General features: G+C 63.8%; 25 protein-coding genes. 10 read left to right on the forward strand and 15 right to left on the reverse strand.

What is annotated here, in order from left to right:
* Positions 1-49: 49 nt before the first annotated feature.
* The 7 genes from FJW05_RS01020 to FJW05_RS01050 form a co-directional block, all read right to left on the reverse strand.
* On the reverse strand, positions 50-1,024 hold the full coding sequence (locus tag FJW05_RS01020; protein ID WP_140541950.1) for a methyltetrahydrofolate cobalamin methyltransferase: 975 nt from the start codon (positions 1,022-1,024) through the stop codon (positions 50-52).
* 143 nt (positions 1,025-1,167) lie between these two features.
* Complete coding sequence (locus FJW05_RS01025) at positions 1,168-2,259, reverse strand: methylenetetrahydrofolate reductase (RefSeq protein ID WP_140541949.1); 1,092 nt, start codon at positions 2,257-2,259, stop codon at positions 1,168-1,170.
* Positions 2,256-2,846 carry a methylenetetrahydrofolate reductase C-terminal domain-containing protein gene (locus FJW05_RS01030; protein ID WP_140627090.1) on the reverse strand — a complete coding sequence of 197 codons (591 nt, stop codon included), beginning with the start codon at positions 2,844-2,846 and terminating at the stop codon, positions 2,256-2,258. The genes FJW05_RS01025 and FJW05_RS01030 overlap by 4 nt, the downstream gene beginning before the upstream one ends.
* The gene (locus FJW05_RS01035) at positions 2,839-3,141 is read right to left on the reverse strand and encodes a virulence factor (RefSeq protein WP_127863411.1); all 303 of its coding nucleotides are present in this window, start codon (positions 3,139-3,141) and stop codon (positions 2,839-2,841) included. The genes FJW05_RS01030 and FJW05_RS01035 overlap by 8 nt, the downstream gene beginning before the upstream one ends.
* A 176-nt stretch (positions 3,142-3,317) precedes the next feature.
* Complete coding sequence (locus tag FJW05_RS01040) at positions 3,318-3,584, reverse strand: DUF6290 family protein (protein WP_140627092.1); 267 nt, start codon at positions 3,582-3,584, stop codon at positions 3,318-3,320.
* Positions 3,585-3,639: 55 nt separating this feature from the next.
* Positions 3,640-4,422: a formyl transferase gene (locus FJW05_RS01045; protein ID WP_140627094.1), complete on the reverse strand. Its 783-nt coding sequence runs from the start codon at positions 4,420-4,422 to the stop codon at positions 3,640-3,642.
* Positions 4,423-4,516: 94 nt separating this feature from the next.
* Entirely contained in the window at positions 4,517-5,092 is a 576-nt protein-coding gene (locus tag FJW05_RS01050; protein WP_140627096.1) for a DUF4893 domain-containing protein, read from the reverse strand.
* A 128-nt stretch (positions 5,093-5,220) separates the two neighbouring features.
* On the opposite strand from FJW05_RS01050, the gene FJW05_RS01055 reads away from it, so the two are divergent.
* The gene (locus FJW05_RS01055) at positions 5,221-6,132 is read left to right on the forward strand and encodes an NAD(P)-dependent oxidoreductase (protein ID WP_140541943.1); all 912 of its coding nucleotides are present in this window, start codon (positions 5,221-5,223) and stop codon (positions 6,130-6,132) included.
* Positions 6,133-6,135: 3 nt separating this feature from the next.
* Here FJW05_RS01055 and FJW05_RS01060 read toward each other — a convergent pair whose 3' ends face one another.
* The gene (locus FJW05_RS01060; RefSeq protein WP_140541942.1) at positions 6,136-6,777 is read right to left on the reverse strand and encodes a DUF1638 domain-containing protein; all 642 of its coding nucleotides are present in this window, start codon (positions 6,775-6,777) and stop codon (positions 6,136-6,138) included.
* Between the two features lie 53 nt (positions 6,778-6,830).
* Between FJW05_RS01060 and FJW05_RS01065 the strand changes: the two genes are divergently transcribed.
* The gene (locus FJW05_RS01065) at positions 6,831-6,965 is read left to right on the forward strand and encodes an entericidin A/B family lipoprotein (protein WP_041003961.1); all 135 of its coding nucleotides are present in this window, start codon (positions 6,831-6,833) and stop codon (positions 6,963-6,965) included.
* An 83-nt stretch (positions 6,966-7,048) separates the two neighbouring features.
* Here the strand turns inward: FJW05_RS01065 and FJW05_RS01070 are convergent, their stop codons facing one another.
* On the reverse strand, positions 7,049-7,747 hold the full coding sequence (locus FJW05_RS01070; RefSeq protein WP_140495658.1) for a B12-binding domain-containing protein: 699 nt from the start codon (positions 7,745-7,747) through the stop codon (positions 7,049-7,051).
* Positions 7,748-8,018: 271 nt separating this feature from the next.
* On the opposite strand from FJW05_RS01070, the gene FJW05_RS01075 reads away from it, so the two are divergent.
* The 6 genes from FJW05_RS01075 (at position 8,019) to FJW05_RS01100 (ending at position 14,567) form a co-directional block, all read left to right on the forward strand.
* Positions 8,019-9,593 (forward strand): trimethylamine methyltransferase family protein, encoded by a 1,575-nt coding sequence (locus FJW05_RS01075; RefSeq protein ID WP_140627098.1) that lies wholly within the window; start codon positions 8,019-8,021, stop codon positions 9,591-9,593.
* A gap of 89 nt (positions 9,594-9,682) precedes the next feature.
* A complete protein-coding gene (locus FJW05_RS01080) occupies positions 9,683-10,372 on the forward strand; it encodes a 4Fe-4S dicluster domain-containing protein (RefSeq protein ID WP_140627100.1) in 690 nt (229 codons plus the stop codon).
* Between the two features lie 104 nt (positions 10,373-10,476).
* Positions 10,477-11,208, forward strand: coding sequence for a dienelactone hydrolase family protein (locus tag FJW05_RS01085; protein ID WP_140541938.1), 732 nt, complete (start codon positions 10,477-10,479; stop codon positions 11,206-11,208).
* A 181-nt stretch (positions 11,209-11,389) separates the two neighbouring features.
* A complete protein-coding gene (locus FJW05_RS01090; protein WP_140542008.1) occupies positions 11,390-11,950 on the forward strand; it encodes an RNA polymerase sigma factor in 561 nt (186 codons plus the stop codon).
* A 2-nt stretch (positions 11,951-11,952) separates the two neighbouring features.
* Positions 11,953-14,145 (forward strand): VWA domain-containing protein, encoded by a 2,193-nt coding sequence (locus FJW05_RS01095; protein WP_140627102.1) that lies wholly within the window; start codon positions 11,953-11,955, stop codon positions 14,143-14,145.
* Positions 14,146-14,282: 137 nt separating this feature from the next.
* A complete protein-coding gene (locus FJW05_RS01100) occupies positions 14,283-14,567 on the forward strand; it encodes a hypothetical protein (protein ID WP_246673161.1) in 285 nt (94 codons plus the stop codon).
* An 8-nt stretch (positions 14,568-14,575) separates the two neighbouring features.
* Here FJW05_RS01100 and bmt read toward each other — a convergent pair whose 3' ends face one another.
* Positions 14,576-15,598, reverse strand: coding sequence for a betaine--homocysteine S-methyltransferase (gene bmt / locus FJW05_RS01105; RefSeq protein WP_140627105.1), 1,023 nt, complete (start codon positions 15,596-15,598; stop codon positions 14,576-14,578).
* A gap of 156 nt (positions 15,599-15,754) precedes the next feature.
* The gene (locus FJW05_RS01110) at positions 15,755-16,612 is read right to left on the reverse strand and encodes a helix-turn-helix transcriptional regulator (protein WP_140541935.1); all 858 of its coding nucleotides are present in this window, start codon (positions 16,610-16,612) and stop codon (positions 15,755-15,757) included.
* Between the two features lie 228 nt (positions 16,613-16,840).
* On the opposite strand from FJW05_RS01110, the gene FJW05_RS01115 reads away from it, so the two are divergent.
* Together FJW05_RS01115 and FJW05_RS01120 are read left to right on the forward strand one after the other, a co-directional pair.
* Complete coding sequence (locus tag FJW05_RS01115; RefSeq protein ID WP_140627107.1) at positions 16,841-17,863, forward strand: fatty acid desaturase; 1,023 nt, start codon at positions 16,841-16,843, stop codon at positions 17,861-17,863.
* Positions 17,864-17,939: 76 nt separating this feature from the next.
* Complete coding sequence (locus FJW05_RS01120) at positions 17,940-18,776, forward strand: PhnD/SsuA/transferrin family substrate-binding protein (RefSeq protein WP_140627109.1); 837 nt, start codon at positions 17,940-17,942, stop codon at positions 18,774-18,776.
* Here FJW05_RS01120 and FJW05_RS01125 read toward each other — a convergent pair.
* The 4 genes from FJW05_RS01125 to FJW05_RS01140 all read right to left on the reverse strand — a co-directional run bounded on the left by FJW05_RS01125 (position 18,744) and on the right by FJW05_RS01140 (position 25,908).
* Positions 18,744-20,084, reverse strand: coding sequence for a Xaa-Pro peptidase family protein (locus tag FJW05_RS01125; protein WP_140627111.1), 1,341 nt, complete (start codon positions 20,082-20,084; stop codon positions 18,744-18,746). The genes FJW05_RS01120 and FJW05_RS01125 overlap by 33 nt on opposite strands.
* A gap of 16 nt (positions 20,085-20,100) precedes the next feature.
* Entirely contained in the window at positions 20,101-21,612 is a 1,512-nt protein-coding gene (locus FJW05_RS01130) for a glycosyltransferase family 39 protein (protein WP_140627112.1), read from the reverse strand.
* 85 nt (positions 21,613-21,697) lie between these two features.
* Entirely contained in the window at positions 21,698-24,280 is a 2,583-nt protein-coding gene (locus tag FJW05_RS01135) for an FAD-dependent oxidoreductase (protein ID WP_140627114.1), read from the reverse strand.
* A gap of 50 nt (positions 24,281-24,330) precedes the next feature.
* Positions 24,331-25,908: a trimethylamine methyltransferase family protein gene (locus FJW05_RS01140; protein ID WP_140627116.1), complete on the reverse strand. Its 1,578-nt coding sequence runs from the start codon at positions 25,906-25,908 to the stop codon at positions 24,331-24,333.
* Positions 25,909-26,015: the final 107 nt, after the last annotated feature.

Genomic DNA, 26,015 nt, shown 5'->3' on the forward strand with positions numbered 1-26,015 from the left:
CGATGCGATCGGACCGGCCTTGTTTGCGGTGCGGCTCACGATTGCGCGCTTATCCTCTGGCCATGCGGGCTTCGCGGCCGCCACGGCGACGGCCGCCATTGCCGTTGCCCTCGCCCGGCGCATTGACGGCTGTTGGAGCCGCAACCGCTTGACCGCCTTCGGCCGGCTTATAGTCCTTGTAGGTGCGGATCCAGTTGGTGCAGTTCTCGTCGGTGCCGTTCAGCACATTGGCGCCGCGCACGGCTTCCATTTCCTGCGGACGGACCGGGTTCATGATTGCGGAGGTCATGCCGGCGCCGATCACCATCGGGATGAAAGCGGCGTTGATGCCGTGGCGATGCGGCAGGCCGAAGGAGATGTTGGAGAGGCCGCAAGTGGTGTTGACCTTGAGCTCTTCGCGCAACCGGCGCAGCAGCGCGAACACCTGGCGGCCGGCATCGCCCAGCGCGCCGATCGGCATCACCAGCGGGTCGACGACGACGTCATGCGCCGGGATGCCGAAATCGGCGCAGCGCTCGACGATCTTCTTGGCGACCGCGAAGCGGACGTCCGGGTCCATCGAGATGCCGGTCTCGTCGTTGGAGATGGCGACGACCGGGACATTGTATTTCTTGATCAGCGGCAGGATGGCCTCGAGCTTTTCTTCCTCGCCGGTGACGGAGTTGACCAGGGGGCGGCCCTTGGCAACCTTCAGCGCGGCCTCGATCGCGGCGGTCACCGAGCTATCGATCGACAGCGGCAGATCGACCAGGCCCTGCACGATCTCCAGCGTCTGCACCAGAAGCGCCGGCTCGGTCGCATTGGGGTCGACGGCGGTGACGCCGGCATTGACGTCGAGCATGGTGGCGCCACAGGCGGCCTGCTCCAGCGCGTCCTTGATGACGGTCTCGAAGTTGCCGGCCACCATTTCGGCGGCGAGCTTCTTGCGGCCGGTCGGGTTGATGCGCTCGCCGATCACGCAGAAGGGCTGATCGAAGCCGATGACGATTTCTCGGGTCGCCGAGGCGACGATGGTGCGGGTCATGCGATCTCTCCGTCGTGATATAAAGACTTCTTTATATCGTTATCTGATTTGGTTCAAGTGAATGCGTGCCGTCCGCGCTCTTAGACTCTAGGTTCATGTATGTCGTTGCCCCAAGACCGGTTCCCACTTTTGGGCGACATACATCAATGCGCGGTCTTCACCATGTCCACCTGGGTTTCGGTTATCTCGTCATGCAGCAGGTGGTCGAGCCGGTCGGCGACCAGCTGGTCGTCGCGGCGGATCTCCCGCTTCCAAGGCTGGCGGCCTTTCAGCACGCCGGATTCATCGACGATCTCGGCGACATATTCTTCCTGGCGATAGGCCATCACATGGATGCCGGCGACGCCCGGGATTTCCTTCACCTCGTTGATGATGTCGATGCAGAGCTGCTTGCCTTCCTTCTTCTGATCCTGCGCGCCTTCCAGCCGCTTGATAACCGCATCGGGGATGTGGATGCCCGGCACGTTGGAGCGGATCCACTTCGCGGTTTTGGCGGAAGCGAGCGGGCCGACGCCGCAGAGCAGGAAGAGCTTCTCGGTGTGGCCGAGGTCGCGCGCCTTCTGCATGAAGGTTCTGAACATCGGCACGTCGAAGCAATACTGCGTCTGCGCGAACTGCGCGCCGGCGGCGATCTTCTTGCCGAGATGGATCGGGCGGAAGTCGTAAGGCGGCGCAAAGGGGTTGACGGCAGCACCCAGGAAGACCTGCGGCGGCGTCGTCAGCTTGCGGCCGGACAGGAATTTGCCATTGTCGCGCATGATGCGGATGGTTTCGAGCAGCGACATGGAATCGAGGTCGAATACCGGCTTGGCACCCGGCTGGTCGCCTGCCTGCACGCCGTCGCCGGTGAGGCACAGCATATTGGCGACGCCCATGGCGGCGCCGCCCAGCACGTCGCCCTGGATAGCGATGCGGTTCTTGTCGCGGCAGGCGATCTGCATGATCGGCGCATAGCCCATGCGGGTGAGCAGCGCGCAGATGCCGACCGACGACATGTGACAGTTGGCGCCCGAGGCGTCGACCGCATTGATGGCGTCGACCCAGCCGTCGAAGATCTTGGCGCGGTTGTAGACATCTTCCGGATCGGCGCTGTCGGGCGGATTGAGCTCGGTCGTTACAGCGAACTCGCCGCGGCGCAGCACGCGCTCCAGCCGGCCGCGCGACGTGTGGCCTGGCAGGGGCTCGAGCGGCAGGTGGATGCCGGCCGGGTTCTCGTCGATCTGGCGGACGGTCATGCCGAAGCTCCGGGATTCTTGGCCGCTTCGCGCGCGGCGGCGGCCTGCGCGGTCACGCGGAGCCAGGCCGAGGTTTCGCGCAGCGACTGATCGACCGGCTTCTGCACGGTGAGGATCTTGTCGCCGTGCACCATGTTGCGCGAGCCTTCCCAGGCTTTGACCCAGACACAGGGCATGTCCGGCTCGACCTCGCAATTGCCGTTGGCACGCACGCCGCCGCAAGGACCGTTGCGCAGTTGCTTGGGGCAGTTCATCGGGCACGACATGCCGGTGGAGGAGAGCACGCATTGGCCGCACATGCGGCAGTCGAACATGAAGCCCTTGACCCGCTTCTCGACAAATTTCACCGGGGCTTCGACGCGACCGTAGCCGATGCCTTTCCACAGAGGGTGCAAGAGCAGGAAGGCGTCGGCGAACCTGCTGTAGAACCATTCCAGCAAGCGCGAGTGCCGGATCGACCAAAGCCGCACGGCAAAAGTGCGCTGGACGCGGCGCTGCGGCGACACGTCGGCGGGCTTGTAGTCGGATTTCGGCGCTGCCTTCTTGACCAAGGTGGCCTGGGTGACCGCCGGCTGTTGCTCAGACATTTTCTTTCCCGCCAGCCTTGACCAGAGCGACCAGCCGCTCGCGGTCATATTTCGCGTCGAGTTCCTGATAGGCTTTCTCGACCTCGGCTTCGATGTCGTCGCCGACCGGGATCGGATCGGCCTTGCGCCACTCCGCCAGATAGTCGTCGGTGCCGCCGGCGCCGGTGCGCATGGCGCACATGTCGATCGCCTCGGTGAAGCGCAGCGGCAATTCCCGCTTGGCGTTCTGCCGGCCCTTCTTGACGATGACCTGGGCAGGGATATCGCGCCAGTAGACGACGATCAGATCGGCCATGAATTCTCAACTCCTCGAAGTCTTGGAGCATTGCCGCATGCGTGGTTGAGCCGCTTGTTATGGGACGACGCGCGCGCCTTCAAAAGCGACGCTGCCGGAGGTCGCAAAAAGAAAGGTCATGAGCGCGGATTGAGAGACGGGGTTTCCGTCGTCGCTGGCAAGGGGCCGAGGAGGTGTCAGACCTGCCATACAGGCCGCGACGCAGCGAGCCGTTGCAAACCGGCGCGCCCCAGGGCCGGCGACCTCGCCCAAACCTCGAACTTTTCCCAATCGGCAGCCGGGATCGTCACCGCAAGCCCATCCAGCACCTGCATTTCGGCTGCCTCAACGGCCTCTTGCCGGATGAAATCGCTGAGATTGGTGTGTGCTTGACGGGCAGCAGCTTCAAGAAGCTCACGTTCGTCAGAGGTGACGCGAATATTGATAAGGGCCATGTTGGACATCGGCAGAACTCACTCTCCTGTAGACAATAGCATACAGGGCGACCAATTGACGGGCCTACCAGACGCGCTTGGTGAGGCCGGTCCAGAGGTAGAACCAGATCGTCGGGTGATACCACTGCTTCGACGGCAGGCCCGGATCGATCGTATCCAGTCTGCCGGCCAGCGCATCGCCGACCGCCTCGACACAGATATCGCGCGAAAACGCCGCCTGGCGCAGCGCGTAGCTGGCGATCGTGTCGCCGGTCCTGGGCCTGCCGCGCGCCTGCTTCAGCACGCCGCCGGTGTCGACGCCGGCATCGACCAGATGCACGGTGGTGCCGAAATTCCCTTGATCGCCGCAGGCCAGCGCCCAGTAGCCGCCATTCATGCCGCGGTATGTCGGCGCGATGCCGGCATGGTAGTTGAGCACCGGGCAGGGCATTTTTGCCAGCGTTTCCCTCGACAACAGCCTGCAGCCGGCAAGCAGCACCACGCCCGGATTGATCCTGGCGACCGCCTCGAGGCATTCCGGCCCGTTGGCGGATGGCACATGGATAATCGCCTGACCTTGCCGCGGTTCAGTGTCGAGCTTCTCCTCGGCGATCAATCTCTCGGCATGACCGGCGAGAAACCGCTTGCCGAGCCTGGTCAGCACCATGGTGCCGAGCTGGCCGATGGCCGAGATCAAGCCCTGGCGTCGCGCGCGGCCGATGAGCAGGCGCTTTTTGGATTCAGCGGATTCGAGGATGACGCCGACGGAACCGACGCGATCGGCAAGCGCATTGACGATGGCCCAGATATGCGGGCCACCTTCGGTGACGACCACGATCGGTCGCGTATTCGAGTCCGACGCTGCCACGGCACCCACCCGCTTGAAATCGCGCGCATGCTATGCGGAGCAGGTTAATCCTTGGTGTGCCGGCGCCGTTTCAACGAGGCAGCAGAGGACGGGCTCAGCGCTTGAATTCCATGATGTCGAGTTTCGATTCGTAATAGGGCGCCGGGAATTCGATCCGCCACCCGGTGGCGCTGTTGCGGAAAGCGTAGCCGACCTGGTCGCTTTCGGGGCCGCTGCCATAGGGCTTGGCCTTGTCATCATTGACCGAGAACGAGCCGAGATAGATGGAGCGTTTCTCGCCGTCGTCGAAGAACCGGCCGGTTGTGCGCTGCGAGCCGCTGATCTTGGCGAGCCGCCAACCGGAGCCGTCGTCGGTCACCTTGCACTTGAACCAGCCATAGATGATGAGCGGGCTCAGGCCGCCCGCCTTGATGGTGCGGCACTTCCAGTTGCCGGTGAGATCCTTGTCGGAGAAGGCGACGAGAGGTCTGGCGAGCAGTTCGTCCAACTGCTTGACCTCGGACGGATCGCCAGCTTTTGCCTCCTCGAGAGCCGCCTTGCGCGTCTCGCCGTATTTGTCCAATCGCGCCTTGTCGGCAGCCGTGATCAGCTTCTGCACCTCGCCGTCGGCAAGGGACGGCAAAGTGAGGGCGACGAGACCGAGGGCGGCAAGGAGCAGGCGAGGCATCATGAACGTGTTTCCTCAAATCAATGGCTGGAACAAAGTTCTTCCTATCGCTGGCGCACAACTTACCGGTTCGCGATCGTCTGTCATCCGTGCTTAACAACAGCAGTTCGGAAAAATGGTGGTTCGATCGAATGCGGATCCTGCTCACGGGGTCGTCCGGCTGGCTGGGCGGCGCGCTCAAGCCGAGGCTCGAAGCGCTCGGCCATCACGTCATCGGATTTGATCCGGTTCTCTCGGCGCGCACAAAGGTCGTCGGCTCGATCGCGGATCGCGATCTTGTCCTGAAGACCGTCCGCGAGAACAGCATCGAGGCCATCATTCACAGTGGGGCGCTGCACAAGCCGAATATCGAGCATCATGAGAACACGGCCTTTGTCGCCACGAATGTGCAAGGCACGCTCAATCTGCTCGATGCGGCCGTGACCTGCGGCGTGCAACGCTTCGTCTTCACCTCGACGACGTCGCTCATGATCTCGCAGGCAATCCGCGCCGGGTTCCAGGGCGGCGCGCGCAAGGCCGCCTGGCTGACGGAAGAGATGTCGCCTGAGCCGCGCAACATCTACGGCGTGACGAAACTCTCGGCCGAGCATCTCTGTCGCCTCTACCATATCGAGCATGGACTGCCGGTGGTGGTATTGCGCACGGCGCGCTTCTTTCCCGAGGCGGACGACATGGCGCATGCCATCGAACAGTCCGATGCCAACACCAAGGCCAACGAGTTGCTGTTTCGGCGGCTGACGGTGGAGGATGCGGCGGAAGCCCATGTGGCCGCCCTGGAGAAGGCGCCGAGCCTTGGCTTCGACATCTTCATCATCTCGGCGCCGACGCCGTTCCGGCCGCAGGATTGCGCCGAGCTGATCGCCGACGCGCCATCCGTCGTCGCGCGCTATTTCCCGGGTTATTCGAGGCTCTATGCGAGGAAGGGCTGGACCATGTTTTCCTCGATCGACCGCGTCTACGATCCCTTGCGGGCGCGAGAGCGGCTCGGCTTCGTCTGCAAGACCAGCTTCGCCGATGTGCTTGCCGCGCTGGAAGAGGCGTGACGACTAGGCGTCTCGGGCAGCGCCCTGTGCCGTCCGCGCCAGCTCGCCTGTCAGGTCGCCATAGCCGGTCGAGCGGCGCTCATAGACGAGGCCGAGCATGGCGGCGGCTTTTTCGGCGACCTTGTCGAGTTCCGGATCGTCGGTCTGGGCGAGATAGATCAGCTTCTCGTAGTTGCCGAAATAATCCTTGGTCAGCTCGGGATGCCGGTCGAGACCGAGCGGCTTGATGAAGAAGGCGTCGAACTGGCGGCAGAGAAAGTCGGTCATGTAGAACGACATCATGTCGTCATCGGCGACCTTCGCGTAGGCGTCCATGCCCTGGTAGAAAGCAAAGCAATGCGGCCCGGCCATGCGCTCGACGCCATGCTTCTCGATGACGCGGTCGAGCAGGCCGCCGGTGCCGCAATCGGCATAGCCGACGAAGATGTGCCGGTAGCCTTCCGCCTTGGCTTTCTCGATCGCCTTGTCCATCGCCGGCGCGATGCGGTCCGGGTAGAAGTGGAACTCGGCCGGCAGGCAGGTCAGATCGAGATGGTCGAGCTTTAGCTGTTGCTTGACGGCCAAAACTTCGCGCGCAATCATCCCGCAGGCGATGACGAGCAGCCTGTCTGTTTGATTCGGTTCCGGTTTTTGCGTCTTGACCAAGTCGGGCCGGCTTTCGCTGCGGGGCTTAATATCTGTCGAGGGAGACACCGTCCATGAAACTGCTACGCATCGCGCCGATCGCCATCCTGGCCTGCGCGCTTGCACTCACGGCCTGCGCCAACACCATCCGGGGCGTCGGCAAGGACGTCAAATCGACGGCAAGGGCGGTCAAAGACACCGTCAACTGATCTGCAGCCTCGTCCATAATCTGGGTACAAAAAAGCCGCGCTGCAAGGCGCGGTTTTTTGTCGATCCATCCTGATGCCTTGGGTCAGGCGGAAGCGCGAACGTTATGCTTGCGCTTCATGTAGTCCTTGGCGGTCTCGACCGCCACCGCCGCGTCGCGGCAATAGGCATCGGCACCGACGGCCTTGCCGAATTCCTCGTTGAGCGGCGCGCCGCCGACCAGCACGACATAATCGTCGCGGATGCCCTTTTCCTTCATCGTGTCGATCACGACCTTCATGTAGGGCATGGTGGTGGTGAGCAGCGCCGACATGCCGATGATGTCAGGCTGGTGCTGCTCGATGGCGTCCAGATATTTCTCGACGGCGTTGTTGATGCCGAGGTCGATGACGTCGAAGCCGGCGCCTTCCATCATCATGCCGACGAGGTTCTTGCCGATGTCGTGGATGTCGCCCTTGACGGTGCCGATCACCATCTTGCCCTGCTTGGGCGCGCCGGTGGCGGCGAGCAGCGGACGCAGGATGAACATGCCGGCCTTCATTGCGTTGGCCGACAACAGCACTTCCGGGACGAACAGGATGCCGTCGCGAAAATCCTCGCCGACGATGCGCATGCCTTCGACCAGAGCCTCGGTCAGCACCTTGTAAGGCGCCCAGCCGCGCTCGAGCAGGATGCGCGTGCCTTCCTCGATCTCTTCCTTCAGGCCGTCATACAGGTCGTCGTGCATCTGCTGCACGAGCTCGTCGTCGGAAAGCTCGGAAAGGATGATCTCGTCGTCGGACATTTTCTCGGGCTCCTTGCTGCTCGGAATGACTGCGGCAGCCTAAAAATCGATGCGCCAATACCTAACCCGCGAGGGCAAGCTAGCCATAGCTGATTTGCGACTTCCCGCAAAAGGAAAGCGACTGGAAAGTTGGCGCTTTTCTTGTCGATTTTGCGACAGGCGTTGGCGCTGGCGGGCCGTTTCCAATAGGGTGCATGGTTACGATCCGGCGAGAAGCGGCGGTTACGGGCTGCGAGCCAATCCAGACCAGGTTTTTATAGGAAGCACGATCATGAGCGAGAACGCGGCAGTCGACCAGGAAGCGTCAAACGCACGGCGTGGGCGCGGTGCCAGCGGCGGCGCGGCAGCCCGGCGCGCGGCGCGCTCGGGCGGCGGTCCGGGCACGCAGCTCACCTATATCAAGCGCAAGATCAATGTCTACGAGGTCCTCAACGAGGAAGGCCTGGCGCTGATCGAGAAGAATACCGACACGGTGCTGGAAGAGATCGGCATCATCTTCCGCGACGACACCGAGGCGCTGGCGCTTTGGAAGGAAGCGGGCGCCGACGTCAAGGGCGAGCGCGTGCATTTTCCGAAAGGCCTTTGCCGCTCGCTGTTGAAGACCGCGCCTTCGATCTACACCCAGCATGCGCGCAACCCGGAGCGCTCGGTGCAGATCGGCGGCAACGCGACCGTGTTCGCGCCGGTCTACGGCCCGCCCTTCGTGCGCGACCTCGACGGCAACCGGCGCTACGCGACGATCGAGGATTTCCAGAATTTCGTGAAGCTCGCCTATATGGCGCCGTCGATCCATCATTCGGGCGGCACGGTGTGCGAGCCGGTGGACGTGCCGGTCAACAAGCGCCACCTCGACATGATCTACTCGCATATCCGGTATTCGGATAAGCCGTTCATGGGCTCGGTGACGGCGCCGGAACGGGCCGAGGACACGGTGGCGATGGCCAAGCTCGTGTTCGGCGACGACTTCGTCGAGAACAACACGGTGCTGACCAGCCTGATCAACGCCAACTCGCCGATGGTGTTCGACGAGACCATGCTAGGGGCGTTGAAAGTCTATTCGCGCCACAACCAGGCCTGCATCGTCACGCCCTTCATCCTGGCCGGCGCGATGAGCCCGGTGACGGTTGCCGGCACGCTGACGCAGGTGCTGGCCGAAGTGCTCGCCGGCGCTTCGTTCACCCAGCTGATCAGGCCCGGCGCGCCGGTGCTGTTCGGCACCTTCGCCTCGTCGATCTCGATGCAGTCCGGCGCGCCGACCTTCGGCACGCCCGAGCCGTCGCTGGTCTCTTATGGTGCGGCGCAGCTGGCGCGACGGCTCGGCCTGCCGTTCCGCACCGGCGGCTCGCTCTGCGCCTCGAAGGTCCCGGACGCGCAGGCAGCCTATGAGAGCGCCAACACGCTCAACTCGACAATCCTTGCCGGCACCAATTTCGTCCTGCATTCGGCCGGCTGGCTCGAGGGCGGTCTCGCCTCCTGCTACGAAAAATTCATGATGGATATCGACCAGCTCGGCATGCAGCAGAAGTTTGCCGAAGGCGTCGACCTGTCGGAAAACGGCCAGGCGATGGACGCGATCCGCCAGGTCGGTCCTGGCAGCCACTATCTCGGCTGCGACCACACGCAGGCGAATTTCCAGACCGCCTTCTACCGCTCCAACATCGCCGACAACAATTCCTATGAGCAGTGGCTGGCCGAAGGCGAGAAGACCGCCCCGCAGCGCGCCAACGAGCTCGCCCGCCGCTGGCTGGAAAGCTACGAGGCGCCGCATCTCGATCCGGCCATTGACGAGGCGCTGAAGGATTTCATCGCCAGGAAGAAGGGCTCGATGGCCGACGCCTTCACGTGAAAGGAGCCCGAGTCAGGCGGGGCTAAAGTCGCCAACATCATTCACAAGGAAGTCTGGCGGAGCGCGTTCTCCGATCCGGACCGGAAGGGATGATTTTTGCGCGCGGCACGGTCGAGGAGATCGCGGCCGCGCTCGCGGCCAACGGCTTGATCCTCCGTGGCGGTTTCCGTTTCACTGATGGCGAAGACGCTCCTGTCGGTCCATCAGGCGCACCAGCCAAATCTGCGCTGCTCGTCGGGCAGGCGGGCGCGGCGCCATGGCCGCATTTTGAACGCTGGCTGGGACAGCAGGCGAGGGACATCGCCAATCCGCTCGACACCTGGTCGCGCGCGGTGATCGGCGCGGTCGCGCAAGGCTGCGGCGCCCGCGCGGTTTCGCCCTCCGACCGGCCCTACCTGCCGTTCCAGCAATGGGCGATGCGGGCCGAAGGGCTGAAGCCGTCGCCGCTCGGCATCCTCATGCATCCGACCTATGGACTTTGGCATGCCTATCGCGGCGCATTGCTGTTCGAGGACGAGATTTCTCTTCCCGAAGCTCATGAGATGAATCATCTTTGCGACGCATGCGTCGCAAAACCCTGCATGAAATCCTGTCCGGTCGGCGCATATTCGGTGGCTGGCTTTGCGCACGAGGCGTGCCTGCTGCATGTGCGTGGCACGGATGGTGCGCCCTGCCGCGCCGGCGGCTGCCTCGACCGCAACGCCTGTCCCTATGGCGCTGAGTATCGCTATCCGGCCGATGTCCAGGCTTTCCATATGGCGGCGTTCGCCGGACTGTAGGCATTCTTCCGAACCGCACGGAAACTTGACCGCGATCGAGAGGTTGCGGCTTGCCCTGGCGGGCAGTGCGGATATCTAGCGCCTAACAACCGGCGGAGCGCGCAATGACGAAGCAGGACATCAAGATCAAGACCCAGGACGGCACGGCGAAGGCACGGCTGTTTCGTCCAGCCGCGCCGGCCAAGGCTGGCGTCATCCTCTATACGGATGTTTTCGGTCCGCGCCCGGCGCTCGACCAGATGGCCGAGCGCCTCGCGGAGCATGGCTATGCCGTGCTGGTGCCCGATCTCTTCTACCGCTATGCGCCCTATGGGCCGTTCGATCCCAAAACCGCCTTTGCCGAGGAAAAGACCAAGGCCCTGCTGTTGATGCTGAGCGGCGGCACGACGCAGGGCATGACCATCCGCGACGGCAGCGCCTTCCTCGATGCTCTGGCCGCCGAGGGGATCGCCGGACCGATTGGCGTCGTCGGCTACTGCATGGGCGGCGCGCGGGCGCTAAACGCGGCGGCGAGCTATCCCGACCGTATCGCCGCCGCGGCAAGCTTCCATGGCGGCAATCTCGCCAGCGACGCGGCCGACAGCCCGCATCGCAAGGCGGCCTCGATCAAAGCGCGCGTCTATGTCGGCGTCGCCGGCGTCGACCGCAGCTTTCCGCCAGAGCAGTCGGCGCGGCTGGCGGAGGCGCTCAGGGCAGCAGAGGTCGACCACGTGATCGAGAATTATGTCGGCGTCGGCCACGGCTGGTGCGTCAAGGACCACAGCGTCTATGACGAGGCGGGCGCCGAGAGGCATTGGAAGCGGCTGACGACGTTTTTCAAAGAGACGCTGGGCTAGCTTTTTTTCCCAGATCGCGAAGGGGCGCAGTGCAGCGCGAGCCTTCGAATGTTCGGGCCGCCCCTCATCCGCTCTTCGGGCACCTTCTCCCCGTGAACGGGCAGAAGGAAATGCGCCTCCACAAATAAATCTTTCCATCGCCCCAAGGATTGGCCATTAGCCTTCGTCCAACAGGCAAATGATGGCGATGATGCTGGACGACGGCGAAGCCTCCGATGCCGAATTGATCGGGCGGGCGAGGGGCGGAGACAGCGGTGCTTTCGGCAGATTGCTCGAAAGGCACTATGGTTTCGTTTATCGCGCCGCCTATCGCTGGTGCGGCCGCAAAGCCGACGCCGAGGACATCGCCCAGGACGTCTGCGTGCGGCTCGGCCGCGCGATCCGCAACTATCAGGGCAGCGGCGCCTTTACGACATGGCTCTATGCCATGACGCTGAACGCTTCGCGCGACATGATGCGCAAGCGCGCCCGCGACACCGCCAAGACCGATGCCTACGGCGCCTATGCGCTGATCGCGGCCGAAGCGTCGGCGGAGGTCGACGATCCGGCCGAGGCGCTGTGGGCGGCGGTGCGGATGCTGCCCGACAAGCAACGCGACGCAGTGCTGCTGGTCTATGGCGAAGGTCTCAACCACGCGGCGGCCGCCGAGGTGATGGCGATCTCGGAGACGACGGTGTCCTGGCACATCCATGAAGCGAAGAAACGGCTGAAGCTGCTGATGCGCTCAGCCGGGGAAGTGTGACCATGGTCGACGACAACGAACTCGAAAGGCTACGCGACATCGCGGTACCGGCGCCGGGCGGCGAGGCGAAGGCGCGCGCGTTCGCCGCCGCGATGCAGGCTTTCGACCTCGACGAAAAAATTTCGCCTGTTCGCCAAGGAACGTCCGCAGGCCTTCGTCTCACGGAGCGAGCAAGAATGCTCTGGAGAGACATCATGCAACGGAAACTCATCGCCACGCCGGCCATCACCGCGCTGGTCGCGCTGCCTATCGCCGGCTATGCTGCTTTCGAGATGCTGAAGGACCAGCCGCCCGTCGTGGGCGGCAACGGCACGGTCACCGAGACCTTGGCCGACAAACCGGCGGCGCAGAAGCCGGCGCCGGAACAGCCCGCGGTCAACGAGCCGCTGGCAGCGGCGCCCGCCAAGGAGAAGAAGACCGACGCGGACGCCGAGACCCAGGCCAATTCACAAATGGTGCCGGCAACGCCGCCCAAGCCGGCGGCCGAGGTCGACAGCCTGCTCAAGCAGGAGGCGGCGCCCGAGGCCGAGCGCGCCCTGCAGTCTGCGCCGGCGGAGAGTGGCCAGCTCGCGGCCGGCGGCAAAGCCGGGGTCGGGGTAATTGCGGGCTATTCCCCGAAGCGGAGAGCCGACCAGTTGGAGCGGGCCGACAAGGCGCCGGCAGGAGCAACTGCCGCGACACCGGCGTCTCCGCCGCCGGCCGCCGATTCCAAGCTGATGGTGCAGCCCGCGCCCATGCCCGCCGACCAAATGCAGCCGCGGGAGGAAAACCGCGACCGCGTCGAGACTTTCAAGACCAATCCGGTGCATGAGACGGCGCAGGATCCGGTCTCGACCTTCTCGATCGATGTCGATACCGCCTCCTATTCCTTCGTGCGGCGCTCGCTGAAGGAAGGCAGTCTGCCCGACCCGGACACGGTGCGCGTCGAGGAGATGATCAACTACTTCCCCTATGACTGGAAGGGACCGGATTCGGCCAAGACGCCGTTCAACTCGACCGTCACCGTCATGCCGACGCCGTGGAACGAGCACACCAAGCTCATGCATGTCGCGATCAAGGGTTTCGACGTGAAGCCGGCCGAGCAGCCGAAGGCCAATCTGGTTTTCCTGATCGACGTCTCGGGTTCGATGGACGAGCCGGACAAGCTGCCGCTGCTGAAATCCGCCTTCCGCCTGCTGGTGAGCAGGCTGAAGCCCGACGACACCGTCTCGATCGTCACCTATGCCGGCAATGCCGGCACGGTGCTGATGCCGACCAAGGCGGCGGAAAAGCAGAAGATCCTTGCGGCCATCGACAATCTGGCGCCCGGCGGCTCGACGGCCGGCGAAGAAGGCATCCGCGAGGCCTACAGGCTCGCACAGCAATCCTTCGTCAAGGACGGCGTCAACCGCGTGATGCTTGCCACCGACGGCGACTTCAATGTCGGCCAGACCGATGACGACGACCTCAAGCGACTGATCGAGAGGGAGCGCAAGACGGGCGTGTTTCTCTCGGTGTTCGGCTTCGGCCGCGGCAATCTGAACGATCAGTTGATGCAGACCATCGCTCAGAACGGCAACGGCACGGCGGCCTATATCGACACGCTGGCCGAAGCCGAGAAGGTGCTGGTCGAGGATGCCTCCTCGACCCTGTTCACCATCGCCAAGGACGTCAAGATCCAGGTCGAGTTCAATCCGGCCACGATCTCCGAATACCGTCTCGTCGGTTATGAGACCCGTGCCCTGAAGCGCGAGGATTTCAACAATGACCGCGTCGATGCCGGCGATATCGGCTCGGGCCATTCGGTGACGGCGGTCTATGAGATCACGCCGAAAGGCAGCGGCGGCGAGCAGGTCGATCCGCTGCGCTACGGCCAGGCGAAGGTCGACAATGGCGGCGTCGCCAATGCGGGCGAATATGCCTTCGTCAAGATCCGCTACAAGCTGCCGGACGAGAACACCTCGAAGCTCATCACCACGCCGGTGACCGCCGCTAACGAGGTCTCGTCCTTCGACGCGGCCGGCGCCGACCAGCGTTTCTCGGTCGCCGTCGCGGCTTTCGGGCAGAAGCTGCGCGACGAGGATCAGACTGCGAATTTCAGCTACGACCGCATCGCGGAGATCGCCAATGCCGCGCGCGGCGCCGATCCATTCGGCTATCGGGCGGAGTTCCTGTCGCTGGTGCGGCTGGCCTCGTCGCTGGACGGCAACAAGTAGGCCATTGCGATTGACTGAAGAGCCGGCGGGACAATCCTGCCGGCTCTTTTTTCGATCGTTAAATTGCACGGCTTTTCCGGAACCTGGCCGCAACGAGCTTCTGTCAGTGTTGCTGATAAGGGTTTGAGGGATCAGCAGTGCATATCACGACAATCGGGAACGTGAACTCGACGGCGGCCAATGCCCCGGTGCGCGGACCGTCCGCTGCTTCGGCGGAAGCCGCGCGCATCAGGAAGGATGTCGACGCGGCGCGCAACACAGCGCTTTCGGCCCTCAACAACGACCGTTTTCGTTCGATGCTCGAGCAGATCAGCGACCCCGGCGCATCGGGCGCCCTGATGACGATGGGCGCCGACAACCAAGGCAGCGCCGGCACCGATCTCAATACCGCGCTGTCGCGCTACGCTGAAAACAGCAAGTAGAAAACGTATCAGGCGCGGCTGCGCCGGCGCTCGCGGCGGGCTTCGCTGGTCTCGGCGGTGTTTGCCGTCGCCGCCTTGTTGCGCATCGGGCCGATGCGTTCGACGATCGTCTCGACGGTCGGGCGAGTCGACTTGGTGTGCGCGTCCAGCGCCTTGCGCATGGCAGCAAGGTGCGCGAACGAGGTGCCGCAGCAGCCGCCGACAATCTTGGCGCCGGCATCGACCGCCAGCCGCACATAATCGGACATCAGCTCCGGCGTGCCGGAATAATGGATCTCCGCGCCGCGGAACTCCGGAATGCCGCAATTGCCCTTGACGATCACGGTCGCGTCCGGCTTCGCCTCGGTCATGTCGAGCAGCGACGCCAGGATATCGGAAGCGCCGACGCCGCAATTGGCGCCGACACCGAGAGGGGCCTGCGACAGGCCATCGGCGACGGCGTGGATATCCTTCGGCAGCAGGCCCATCATGGTGCGGCCGGCCGTGTCGAAGGAACCGGTGTAGGTATAGGGCAGGCCGACACGGATGGCGGCTTGCGCCGCGGCGCGGATCTCGTCCGGCGCCGACATGGTCTCGATCCAGGCGACCTCGGCGCCGCCGGCCTTCAAGCCCTCGATCTGTTCGGCGAAGGCCTCGACCGCCTCGTCATAGGTCATGGCGCCGAGCGGCACCAGCAATTCGCCGGTCGGGCCGACGGAGCCGACGACGATCACCGTGCGGCCGGCCTTGTCGGCGACGGAGCGGGCAATCTCGGCGGCGCGCTTGTTCAGCTCGTGGACGCGATCCTGCGCATGATGCAGCTTCAGCCTGTGGCGAGTGCCGCCGAAGGAGTTGGTGAGAATGATATCGGCGCCGGCGTCGACGAAGTTGCGATGCAGGCTGGCGATGGTCTCGGGCGCCGTCTCATTGAGCAACTCAGGCGCTTCGCCGGCCTCAAGACCCATCGCGAACAGATTGGTGCCGGTGGCGCCATCGGCCAAAAGCACGCCTTTTTCGGCAAGCAGTGCGTCAATCGGGTTGGTCGCGGTCATGGCCCTGGATTTCCTGCCTGGAATGGCTTTCGCGTTCAAATTCAAATAACGATATAAAGAAGTCTTTATGTCCAGTCAACGAATTTGCGGCCGCGAAAGGCCAATGGGTTTCCCTGGAGCGATGAGGGGCGGCCAAGATGATGTCGATGCGCGCGATCAGGCAGAGCCTGATGGGAAGGACATTGCGGCCAGCTTTTGCGCAAAACTCGCGGCCTCGTGCGCGTTGATGTCGGCGGCCCGGATCAGGTTGTCGAAATGGCTGGTGAGCGTGCGGATCGGCTGAGTGGCGCTCAGCACGATATACATGTCGCCGACATAGATCGCGGCGCGATAGGGGCCGAAGATCGTATAGGGGATCGAGTAGCGAATGCGGCCGTCATAGAGGAACAGGCGAAAGGTCGGATAAAGATCGTCAAGCAGCGCCGCCATGTGCAGCAATTGCTTGCGCCGTTCGGCCTCCGGGAAACGATCCCAGACACCGAGGCCGCGCGCGAAGATCTCCAGCGTGTGGCGCGGCATGCAGACTTCCATGTCGGTCTCCGGCCGACGGTTGTAGTCGATGCGATATTGCGTTTCGCCGGCCTGCGCCTCGCGGCTCTTGTTGGCAATGCCGGCCTCATATTCCACCAGTGCCTCGGTCCGCAGAAGGTCGGGAATGCCGGCGGGCACATAGCGGATCTTCGTGCCGGCCGCCTCGGCATGCCATTTGGCCAAAAGCGTGCGGTCGAAGCCGTCGGGCGCCTCCTCGATCTCCAGGCTTTCTCTGATTTCGCCGGTGACACCTTCGTCCTGGCTCAGGCCCAGCAGCCAGTCGAGCGACACCTTGAACTCGGCGGCGATGTTGAGGAGGGTCTCGGCGCGGGGCAGGCGGGTCGAGGCGCCGGAGAGCAACTGCGACAGCGCCGAACGGTCGATGCCGACCGCCGTCGCGAAGGCCGACTGGTTCAGGTCGGACCGCGTCAAGAGCAATTTCAGGCGCTCCCGAAAGGTCGTCGACAGATCGCGCTTGTCCATCACGCTGCTCCAGCATTGGAGAGGAAAAATTTGCGCCGGGGCCGTTCTGAACGTGGCTCAGGCGGAAATGAATCCCCATGTCTGTTTACAATGTATAACATATGCCGCCAAAAATGCGCATTCGCAACGGTTTGTGCGCATAGTCGCGTTGATGTCACGGCAGGCTCCTGACACAATGTTGTCAGGAATCGAGTTGGTTCCGGCGACTGGGGGGCAGTGGTCGAGAGCATGGCAAGCGTGAATACCGGCACGAAAAAGAGACGTAGCAGCACACCGGCTGTCGAATGGCCGACAGTCTTCCTCACACTCTTCTGCTACGGCGCATGGCTTGCCACCGGTTTCCTTCTCTGGCCATCCCATCCGCTTCTGGCGCTTGTCGTCCTGCCCTTTATCCTGGCTCTGCAATCCTCCATCATGCACGAAGTGCTGCACGGCCACCCGACCCGCAACGCCAGGATCAATGAAGCCTTCGTCTTCCTGCCCATCGGCATGGTCTGGCCGTTCCGCCGCTTCAAGACCATCCACCTTCGCCATCATGCCGACGAGCGCCTGACCGATCCGCTCGACGATCCAGAGAGCTACTACCAGGCGCTCTGGATGCATGAGGATCTGCCGCCGACAATGAAGCTCCTGCTCAAAATCAACAACACCATGGTCGGCCGCCTCGTCCTCGGTCCGTGGTTGTCCTCGGTCGGTTTCTTCATCGACGATGCCAAGCAGATCCTTGCCGGCGACAAAGCGATCCGCAAGGCCTGGCTGCTGCATGCCATCGGTCTTGCGGTTGTGACGCCGATCGTCACGTTCGGTTTCGGCATCCCACTGTGGCTCTATATCCTGGTGCCGGTGTGGCTCGGTCAGTCGCTGATCTCGATCCGCACCTATGCCGAGCACCAGTGGTCGGAGCATCCGGAGGGGCGAACGGTGATCGTCGAGCGCTCGCCGCTCTCTTTCCTGTTCCTGAACAACAATCTGCATTTCGTTCATCACAAGAGCCCGACCATTGCCTGGTACCGGCTGCCGAAGCTCTTTCGCGAGCGCCGCGAGGAATGGCTGCGGATGAACAACGGTTATGCCTATCCGAACTATTTTGCGATGCTGAAAGCCCATGCGTTCAGGGCCAAGGAGCCGATCGTCCATCCGGTGCTGCGGCGCACGCCGGAACCGGGCCGCGCCTTCAAGCCGCGCGTCAGGGCGCGCAATGTCAGCGGACTTGGCACGGCGCCTGTTCCGGCCGAGCCGCCGAAGGAGTAATTTCGACTTTCCGCGACGCTTTTTTTGCGGCGGAACGCAGGCGCCGAAGGCCGCTTGTCTTTGAAAGCTATTCGACATGAGCAAGTTCGTTGCGGCCCTGCCTATGTATGATTGGTCCGAAGCGCGTGGCCAGGTCGACGCGCAATGGGCGCGGCTCCGTGACGCTTTCCGGCAAAGGGGCATCGATGCGCCGGAGGCGGTCGTGCGCAGCAATCGCGAACTGCCAGGGGTCCCCGGCGGCATACTCGACGGCGCCGGCAAGCCGATCGCGCCCGACCCGGCGACGCTGCCCCCGGAAGAGTTGGACTTTCTCCCGCTCTGGCTAAGCCCGGCGCTGCTCTTCGGGCAAACCTGCTGGGGGCCGATGGAACTCGGCCTTGCCCGGCATGTGCAGGTGGTTGCCCAGCCGAGCTACGATGCGTTCGAGGGCGGGCAGGGAGAGCTCTATTCCAGCGCGCTGGTGATGCCGGCGGATGGCGGACCGGGTATTGCCTCGCCCGCGGACGGCAAGGCCCTCATCCCGATCGACCTTCTCCGCGGCAAGCGCTTCACCTTCAACAATCCGGACTCGATGTCCGGGCTGATCGGCCTGCAGCGCGACCTGGAGGCGATGGGCGAAAGCCTGGACATCTTCGCCTCGCGCGGCGAAAGCGGCGGCCACCGGTCGTCGATCGTGGCCGTGGCGGAAGGCAGCGCCGAGGTCGCGGCCATCGACTGCGGAAGCTGGGCGCTGGCGCAACGTTTCGAGCCGGCGGCGAGGGGCGTGAAGGTGGTCGGCTGGACGGCGCGGCGCAAGGGCCTGCCCTATATCACCGCCCGAACGACGCCGGAAAAAATCATTGCCGCGATGCGCGACGCCGTCGCGGCTGTCGAAAGCGGATCAGAGCAGCCGCTCATCCAGCTTGTAGGCTGAAAGCTTCTCATTGCCGGTCTCGGTGATCAGGATCTGCTCCTCGATCTTGACGCCTTCGCGCCCGCCAAGCCTGCCGATATAGCTTTCGACGCAAAGCACCATGCCGGGTTCGAGCACGCCGTCCGGCGTGTCGTCGGTCCAGTCGCCGGCATGCGGCAGCGTCGGATATTCGTCTGCCAGGCCGACCCCGTGATAGAGCACGCCGTAGCGTGTCGGATAGCAGTCGTCCGGCGGCACCGCCGAGCGCTCGACGAGATCGCGAAAGGAGATGCCCGGCCGCATCAGATCGGTGTTATGGGCGATCTGATCGGCGGCGATGCGAAAGAGGTCGCGCTGCTCGTTCGACGGCTTTCCGTCGCCGCAAAGCCACGTGCGCGAAAGATCGGCGCAGAACCCGTAGGGGCCGATCAGGTCCGTGTCGAAGGCGACGAGGTCGCCATCCTCGATGACGCGCGAGGAGCATTCCTGGAACCAGGGATTGGTGCGCGGTCCCGATGACAAGAGACGCGTTTCGATCCATTCGCCGCCGCGCGCGATGTTGCCGCGATGCAGTTCCGCCCAGAGCTCGTTTTCGGAGATGCCGGGCTTCAGCGCTGTCTCCATCTCGCCAATCGCCGCCTCGCAGGCGACGATGGCGCGGCGCATGGCGAGGATCTCGTCCGGCGATTTGATGAGACGCGCATTCTCCATCACCGCCTCGCCATTGCCTATCGCGATGCCGCGGCGGGCGAGTTCCTCAACGCCTTCCGGGTTGATGCGGTCGACGGCAATGCGGCGGTTGCCGCCGCCATGCTCGGCAACGAGCTCGTCGATACCGGCACCCCAGCGCCGGACTTTCTGCTCGGTAAGCTCGCCGCTGTAGAGATATATCCACGACACGGCGGGGCGTACCTCGTCGACGACGCCCGAATGGTCGGACAGGTGCTCGCAGGAGAAATAGTCGAACAGCACCACCGGCCCTTCCGTGGCGACGAAACAATGGCGTGTCGAATTGTGCGCGACCCAGAGCTGCATGTTGGTCGAATCTGTCGCGTAGCGGATGTTGACCGGGTCGTAGAGCAGGGCGCCGGCATAGTCGCGACGCTTCAGCTCGGCGCGAATGCGCTCCAGCCGGTATCTGCGCATGGCGGGCAGATCGGGCGCGGCGATGCCCGCCGTCGCCCACTCGGCTTCGGCAGTCGCGCCATAGCCCAGCAGATGCTGGTTGAGCGCGCCCGCCTTTCCGCGCGAGGCCTCGCGCAACGCTTCGACCGAGCCGGGTTCGAAGGGCATGATCTTGCGGTGGCGGCCGAAGCCTAGCTTGTCCATTCGTCCCACCTGAAGCTTACTGCGCGGGCTTCTTGTGCAGTCTGGTAATCGTGACCTTGCGGGGCGGAAAGCCGAGTGCCTGCGGCACTTCAATCGTGCGGTGGATCGTGTCCATCACGTAGCCGGCCTTCGCCAACTCTTCGAAAACCTCCGAGGACGATTCCCTGTCGTCGGTAAGCACGAGCACCGCCGGCTCGCGGATCGACCTGGCGAAGTCCGGCGTCTCGTCATCGAGCGCGATGAGATCGGCATCGACCAGGCGCAGATTGCCGACCCAGAACCAGCTCGAGACCACGGTCTTGACCGGTCCGTCGGCGTTGATCTGCTCGTAAAGCGAGCGGTAATCCATGCGCACGACGCTGCCGCGGCTGTCGCCGCCGTGCAGATGCATGTACCAGCTCAGCGGCAGCACCAATATGGCAAGCAGAGCGCCGACGAAGACAATGGTGGCATGCGTCTTTCGGCCTCTCTGGCCCATGGCGTCGAAGCGCATGGCGAGCGCCGCGGGCAAGAGGATGAAGATCGGTAGCATCCAGCGGTCGCGAAACTGGGTGATGCCGGCCGCCAATACGACTGTGACCATGACCACAAGACCGAGTACGATCGCCCGCCACAACAGCTTTTCCGGCCACCGTACCGGGTGAGGCGTATCCGTCCGTTTTCTTGTCGCCAGGACGTAGGCGACGGCAAAAATCGCGACCGGCAGTCCAGCGAAATTGACGATCGCGTTGACCAGTCTGCGGATGCCGAGAAGCGCCGTTTTCGCAACGCTGCCGCCTTCGGCGACGCCCAGGCCCCCCTGGTGCGCGAGCAGATCTTCCAGATGTGTCAGGCTCCAATAAAGCGTCGGCAGGCAGGCAAGGACCGCCACCGCCACGCCGATTGCGAAACGGCGGTCGAAGATCGCCTCACGCGTTTCGCGAACCGACAGAGATGCCAGGAACAGGGCGGCAAGGAAGATGACGATGTTGTACTTCGACAGCATCGCGGCCGCCGTCGCCAGGCCGAAAAACGCATAGGCGACGGCCGATCGCCGCTTCTCCACCTCGACCAGCGCCAGAAACAGCAGCGAGGTGAAACAGAATATGGCGACCGAGTGGGTGAGGGCGTGCTGCATCTCCCAGAAGATCTGGGGAAACAGCAGCAATCCGAACATGCCGGCCGCCGCGGCACGGTTCGAGTAGCCGACGCGGCGTATGGCGGTGAAATAGGCGATCAGCCCCGCGGCCAGCAGGCCGTATTTGACGATCTTGAGGGCAAGGACGCTGGTTCCGACCAGCGAGGCCGCAAGCGTCGCCAGCCAGGTGTATAGAGGCGGCTGCGAGCTGCCGTAGCCGGCGGCCAGGAACCGCATTTCCGTCAATTGCTCTGCATCGTCGACACCGACGCCCGTGCCCGCAACATGGGACAGCAGGGCCATCATGACGATCTGGGTCAGGCAGTAGAGGAGGACCGAAGCAACCGCCGCGCTGAATGGACCGACCCGTTCATCGCAGAGCCAATCGGTCCATTTCTCTAGTTGCCGCACGGGGACGGTCTTCTCATGCTGATGCGCCGGTAGTGGGCTCGGACCATGCCATAGCTACCGACGCAATCCAACAATTCGCGGGGCTTCAGGTCCGCATCTTCTCGCCGCTCGGGTCGAAAGGCGGTTCGACATTGATGCGGGCCGGGCGGCGGTGGCCAAGAATCTCGATCTCGAACAGGCCGGCGCTTTCGTCCTCGGCAAGAGCGGCCGGCACATAGCCCTGCGCCATCGACTTCTGCACGTAATGCGCGTAGCCGCCCGAAGTCACCCAACCAACGACGCGCCAGTCTCCATCGACGATGCCGCGCACGGCCGAAGCGCCTTCGGCGGCCTTCGAGCCACGCACTTCCTTGCCTGATGTGTCGAAGCGCGGCGCGCCGTAGCCATGCGGCTTCTCGACCGTGCCGTAGTCCTTGCCGACCTTGGCCCAGATCGGCTCGTCGCCCATCACGTCGGCATCGGCCGCATCGACGATGAAGGAGACCCGGCGCAGCTTCGGCCCTTCGGCATGCTCCTTGGCGGACGCCTCGCGGCCAATGAAGTCGTTCTTCTCCAGCTTGATGAAGCGGTCCATCGAGCCTTCGAACGGTCCGTAGATCGGACGCAATTCACGGAACCAGGTCGGAAAATTCTTTTCCAGGCGCATTGAGAGCAGCGCGCGCATGCCGAAATCGACGATGCCGAATTCCGCGCCGGCTTCCTTGATCGCCTTGTAGACCAGGCGCTGGTAGGCGGGCGCCATCCAGATCTCGTAGCCAAGGTCGCCGGTATAGGTGATGCGGTTGACCATGCAGGGCGCGCCGCCGACCGCCATCTCGCGGAAGTCCATGAAGCGGAAGGCCTTTGTCGAGACGTCGACATCGACGAGCTTCTGCAGCAGGTCGCGCGATTTCGGCCCGGCGATGGAGAGACCGACCAGCGTCTGGTCGAAGCGGTGGATGCGCACCGACCCATCCTTCGGCAGGTGCTTCTCGAACCAGCGCATGTGATATTTCTGCGCTGCGGACGAGCCCCAGATCATGAAGCGGTCTTCTCCATTTCTTGGGCCGGCCTTGGCGATGGTGAAGTCGCCGATCAGCTTGCCGAATTCGTTGACCATCGGGGTCAGCACGATGCGGCCGACCTTCGGCATGCGGTTGGTCATCAACCGGTTGAGGAAATCCTCGGCACCCGGGCCTGAGACCTCGTATTTGGCGAAGTTGGCGATCTCGGTCACGCCGACCCTGTCGCGGGTGGCGCGCACTTCGTCGCCGATCGGGCCGAAGTCGTTGGAGCGGTGGAAGGAGACGATGTCCTTCGGCTCCGTGCCCTTCGGCGCGAACCAGAGCGGCGTTTCCAGGCCCCACGAATCGCCCATGACGGCGTTGTTGGCGAGCATGGCGTCGTAAAGTGGCGTCGTCTGCGCCGGACGGGCGGCGGGCAGTTCTTCGTTCGGGAAGCGGATCGAGAAGCGACGCGAATAGTTTTCCCGCACCTTGGCGTTGGTGTAGCGCAAGCTCGCCCATTCGCCGAAGCGAGCGACATCCATGCCCCAGACGTCGAAGCCCGGATCGCCATGCACCATCCAGTTGGAGAGCGCCAGGCCGACGCCGCCGCCCTGGCTGAACCCGGCCATGACGGCGCAGGCGCACCAGAAATTGGTCAGGCCCTGCACCGGGCCGACCAGCGGATTGCCGTCGAGCGCGAAGGTGAAGGGGCCATTGATGATCTGCTTGATGCCGGCCTTCTCGATGCCGGGGAAATGCTTGAAGCCGATCTCCAGCGACGGAGCGATGCGGTCGATGTCGGGCTGCAGCAGCTCATGGCCGAAATCCCACGGCGTGTTGACCGGCGACCACGGCTTGCAGGCCTTCTCGTAGGTGCCGAGCAGAACGCCGTTGCGCTCCTGGCGGGTGTAGATCTCGCCCTTGAAGTCGAGCACGCCGATCATCTCGCGGCCGGTCGACTTGTTGAATTCCTCGACCTCCGGCATCGGCTCAGTCAAGAGGTACATGTGCTCCATGGCCAGCACCGGCAGCTCGACGCCGACCATGCGGCCGATCTCGCGCGCCCACAGGCCGCCGCAGTTGACGACGTGCTCGGCATGGACCGTGCCCTGCTCGGTGACGACGTTCCAGGTGCCGTCCGGCTGCTGAGTCAGGTCGACGACGCGGTTGCGCAGCACGATCTCGGCGCCGAGCTTTTTCGCCGCCTTGGAATAGGCGATGGTGGTGCCCGAAGGGTCGAGATGACCTTCGACCGGATCCCACATGGCGCCGACGAAGTTCGTCTCGTCCATCAGCGGGAACATCGCCTTGGCTTCCGAGGGCGTGATCAGCTCGGTATCCATGCCGAGATAGCGGCCCTTGGCGTGAGCCAGCCGCAGGAAGTCCATGCGCTCGGGCGTGTCGGCCATCATGACGCCGCCGGTCAGATGCAGCGAGCAGGACTGGCCGGAGAGTTCCTCGATCTCCTTGTAGAGCTGGACCGTGTAGGCCTGCAGCTTGGCGACGTTAGGGTCGCCGTTCAGCGTATGGAAGCCGCCCGCCGCATGCCAGGACGAGCCGGAGGTCAGCTCCGAGCGCTCGATCAGCATGATGTCGGTCCAGCCGGCCTTGGCGAGGTGATAGAGCACCGAACAGCCGACGACGCCGCCGCCGATGACAACCGCTTTTACGTGGGATTTCATGCAGATAGATCCGTGTTGTGCAATGTGGAGTCAGAAATGGAGATCAAGGATCAGAAATCCGTCGGCGCGCCGCCTTCGGCGCGGCGTTTCTCGACGAAGTCGTTGAGCTCCTCGCGGATGGCCGGATCCATATAGGGCTCCTCGTAGGAGGCAAGGCGCTCCTTCCAGATCTTGTTGGTGCGTTCCAGCGCTGTCGGCGAACCTGCCTCGGCCCATGTCTCGAAATTGCGCCAGTCGGAGACGATCGGCGAATAGAAGGCGGTCTTGTAACGCTGCTGCGTGTGCTGGGTGCCGAAGAAATGCCCGCCCGGGCCGACCGACTGGATGGCGTCGAAGCCGAGCGCATCCTCCGAGAGGTCGAGCGGGGTGAGGAATTCAGCCACCATCTGCAAAAGGTCGATGTCGAGGATGGTCTTTTCGTAGGAGCAGCGCAGGCCGCCTTCCAGCCAGCCGGCGCCATGCATCATCAGATTGCCGCCGCCCTGCATCGCGCCCCACAGCGAGAACACGCTTTCATAGGCGGCCTGGGCGTCGACGGTGTTGGCGGCGCAGGTGTTGGAGGTGCGGTAGGGAATTTGATAGCGTCGGGCGAGCTGGCCGCCGACGAGCTGCGCCTTCATATATTCGGGCGTGCCGAAGGCCGGCGCGCCGGACTTCATGTCGACATTGGAGGTGAAGCCGCCATAGCCGACCGGCGCGCCTTTCTTGACCATCTGCGCGAAGGCAATGCCCGAGAGCGCCTCGGCGTTCTGCTGCACCAGCGCGCCGGCGACGGTGACGGGCGCCATGGCGCCGGACAGCGTGAACGGCGTGACGATCACGACCTGGCCCATGCTCGACATCTGGATGATGCCTTCCATCATCGGCACGTCGAGCTTGAGCGGCGAATTGGTGTTGATGATGGTAAAGACCGACGGTTCCTGCATCAGCTGCTCGCGGCTGACGCCGCGCGCGATGCGGGTGATCTCGATGCCGTCGACGTTGCGTTCCTTGCCGAGCGAATAGATGTGGAAGACCTTGTCGGTCAGCATGGCGAGGTCGCGAATGCATTCCAGGTGCCGCACCGACGGATGGATGTCGATCGGCTCGACCGGATAGCCGCCGGTGCAGTGCAGGATGTTGTGCATCTGCGCCAGGCGCAGGAAGTTGCGGTAATCGGCCTGGTTGCCGGGCCTGCGGCCGCGGTCAAGGTCGGAGCAGTTCGGCGCCGAAGCCATCATCGACAGGATGACGTTGTTGCCGCCGAAGCGCAGATTATGCGCCGGATTGCGGGCATGCAGCGTGAACTCCGACGGGCAATGCGAGACAAGCTCGAGGATCATGTCGCTGTCGAAGCGCACGCGCTCCGAGCCTTCGCGCACGTCCGCGCCATGCGCCTTCATGATGCGGCGGGCCTCATCGTGCAGAACGTCGACGCCGATTTCCCTCAACACACGCAGCGAGGCGAGGTGAATTGATTCCAATTCGTCATCGGACACCAACCTGGTCGGCGTCAGCGGGTTCTTCAATTGCCGGAAGGCGGGCTGCTCGAAGGCGGCCGAACCGCCGGCGCGCTTTCCCGCGCGGCCGCCACGACGGGCGCGATCGGTTGCCAATGCCGGTTCGGCGGGATGGAGGGCGGCAGTCATGAGAAGCCTCGTGAGGATGCGAATTTGGCCGGCATAATGGACTGGCCGCAATGCAGCCGGTGAGGAGGCGGCGACCACTAGGGCGAGGGAAGCGACATGACGGAAGG

This window comes from Mesorhizobium sp. B2-9-1 (assembly GCF_006439455.1).
GTDB lineage: Bacteria > Pseudomonadota > Alphaproteobacteria > Rhizobiales > Rhizobiaceae > Mesorhizobium.

Excerpts from the sequence above, each read along its gene's own strand:
- FJW05_RS01020 (WP_140541950.1), bottom strand. The coding sequence starts at position 1,024 with ATGACCCGCACCATCGTCGCCTCGGCGACCCGAGAAATCGTCATCGGC.
- FJW05_RS01075 (WP_140627098.1), top strand. The coding sequence starts at position 8,019 with ATGAGCGAGAACGCGGCAGTCGACCAGGAAGCGTCAAACGCACGGCGT.
- FJW05_RS01110 (WP_140541935.1), bottom strand. The coding sequence starts at position 16,612 with ATGGACAAGCGCGATCTGTCGACGACCTTTCGGGAGCGCCTGAAATTG.
- FJW05_RS01025 (WP_140541949.1), bottom strand. The coding sequence starts at position 2,259 with ATGACCGTCCGCCAGATCGACGAGAACCCGGCCGGCATCCACCTGCCG.
- bmt (WP_140627105.1), bottom strand. The coding sequence starts at position 15,598 with ATGACCGCGACCAACCCGATTGACGCACTGCTTGCCGAAAAAGGCGTG.
- FJW05_RS01040 (WP_140627092.1), bottom strand. The coding sequence starts at position 3,584 with ATGTCCAACATGGCCCTTATCAATATTCGCGTCACCTCTGACGAACGT.
- FJW05_RS01070 (WP_140495658.1), bottom strand. The coding sequence starts at position 7,747 with ATGTCCGACGACGAGATCATCCTTTCCGAGCTTTCCGACGACGAGCTC.
- FJW05_RS01085 (WP_140541938.1), top strand. The coding sequence starts at position 10,477 with ATGACGAAGCAGGACATCAAGATCAAGACCCAGGACGGCACGGCGAAG.
- FJW05_RS01090 (WP_140542008.1), top strand. The coding sequence starts at position 11,390 with ATGGCGATGATGCTGGACGACGGCGAAGCCTCCGATGCCGAATTGATC.
- FJW05_RS01095 (WP_140627102.1), top strand. The coding sequence starts at position 11,953 with ATGGTCGACGACAACGAACTCGAAAGGCTACGCGACATCGCGGTACCG.
- FJW05_RS01120 (WP_140627109.1), top strand. The coding sequence starts at position 17,940 with ATGAGCAAGTTCGTTGCGGCCCTGCCTATGTATGATTGGTCCGAAGCG.
- FJW05_RS01140 (WP_140627116.1), bottom strand. The coding sequence starts at position 25,908 with ATGACTGCCGCCCTCCATCCCGCCGAACCGGCATTGGCAACCGATCGC.
- FJW05_RS01115 (WP_140627107.1), top strand. The coding sequence starts at position 16,841 with ATGGCAAGCGTGAATACCGGCACGAAAAAGAGACGTAGCAGCACACCG.
- FJW05_RS01050 (WP_140627096.1), bottom strand. The coding sequence starts at position 5,092 with ATGATGCCTCGCCTGCTCCTTGCCGCCCTCGGTCTCGTCGCCCTCACT.
- FJW05_RS01035 (WP_127863411.1), bottom strand. The coding sequence starts at position 3,141 with ATGGCCGATCTGATCGTCGTCTACTGGCGCGATATCCCTGCCCAGGTC.
- FJW05_RS01055 (WP_140541943.1), top strand. The coding sequence starts at position 5,221 with ATGCGGATCCTGCTCACGGGGTCGTCCGGCTGGCTGGGCGGCGCGCTC.
- FJW05_RS01030 (WP_140627090.1), bottom strand. The coding sequence starts at position 2,846 with ATGTCTGAGCAACAGCCGGCGGTCACCCAGGCCACCTTGGTCAAGAAG.
- FJW05_RS01080 (WP_140627100.1), top strand. The coding sequence starts at position 9,683 with ATGATTTTTGCGCGCGGCACGGTCGAGGAGATCGCGGCCGCGCTCGCG.
- FJW05_RS01125 (WP_140627111.1), bottom strand. The coding sequence starts at position 20,084 with ATGGACAAGCTAGGCTTCGGCCGCCACCGCAAGATCATGCCCTTCGAA.
- FJW05_RS01065 (WP_041003961.1), top strand. The coding sequence starts at position 6,831 with ATGAAACTGCTACGCATCGCGCCGATCGCCATCCTGGCCTGCGCGCTT.
- FJW05_RS01135 (WP_140627114.1), bottom strand. The coding sequence starts at position 24,280 with ATGAAATCCCACGTAAAAGCGGTTGTCATCGGCGGCGGCGTCGTCGGC.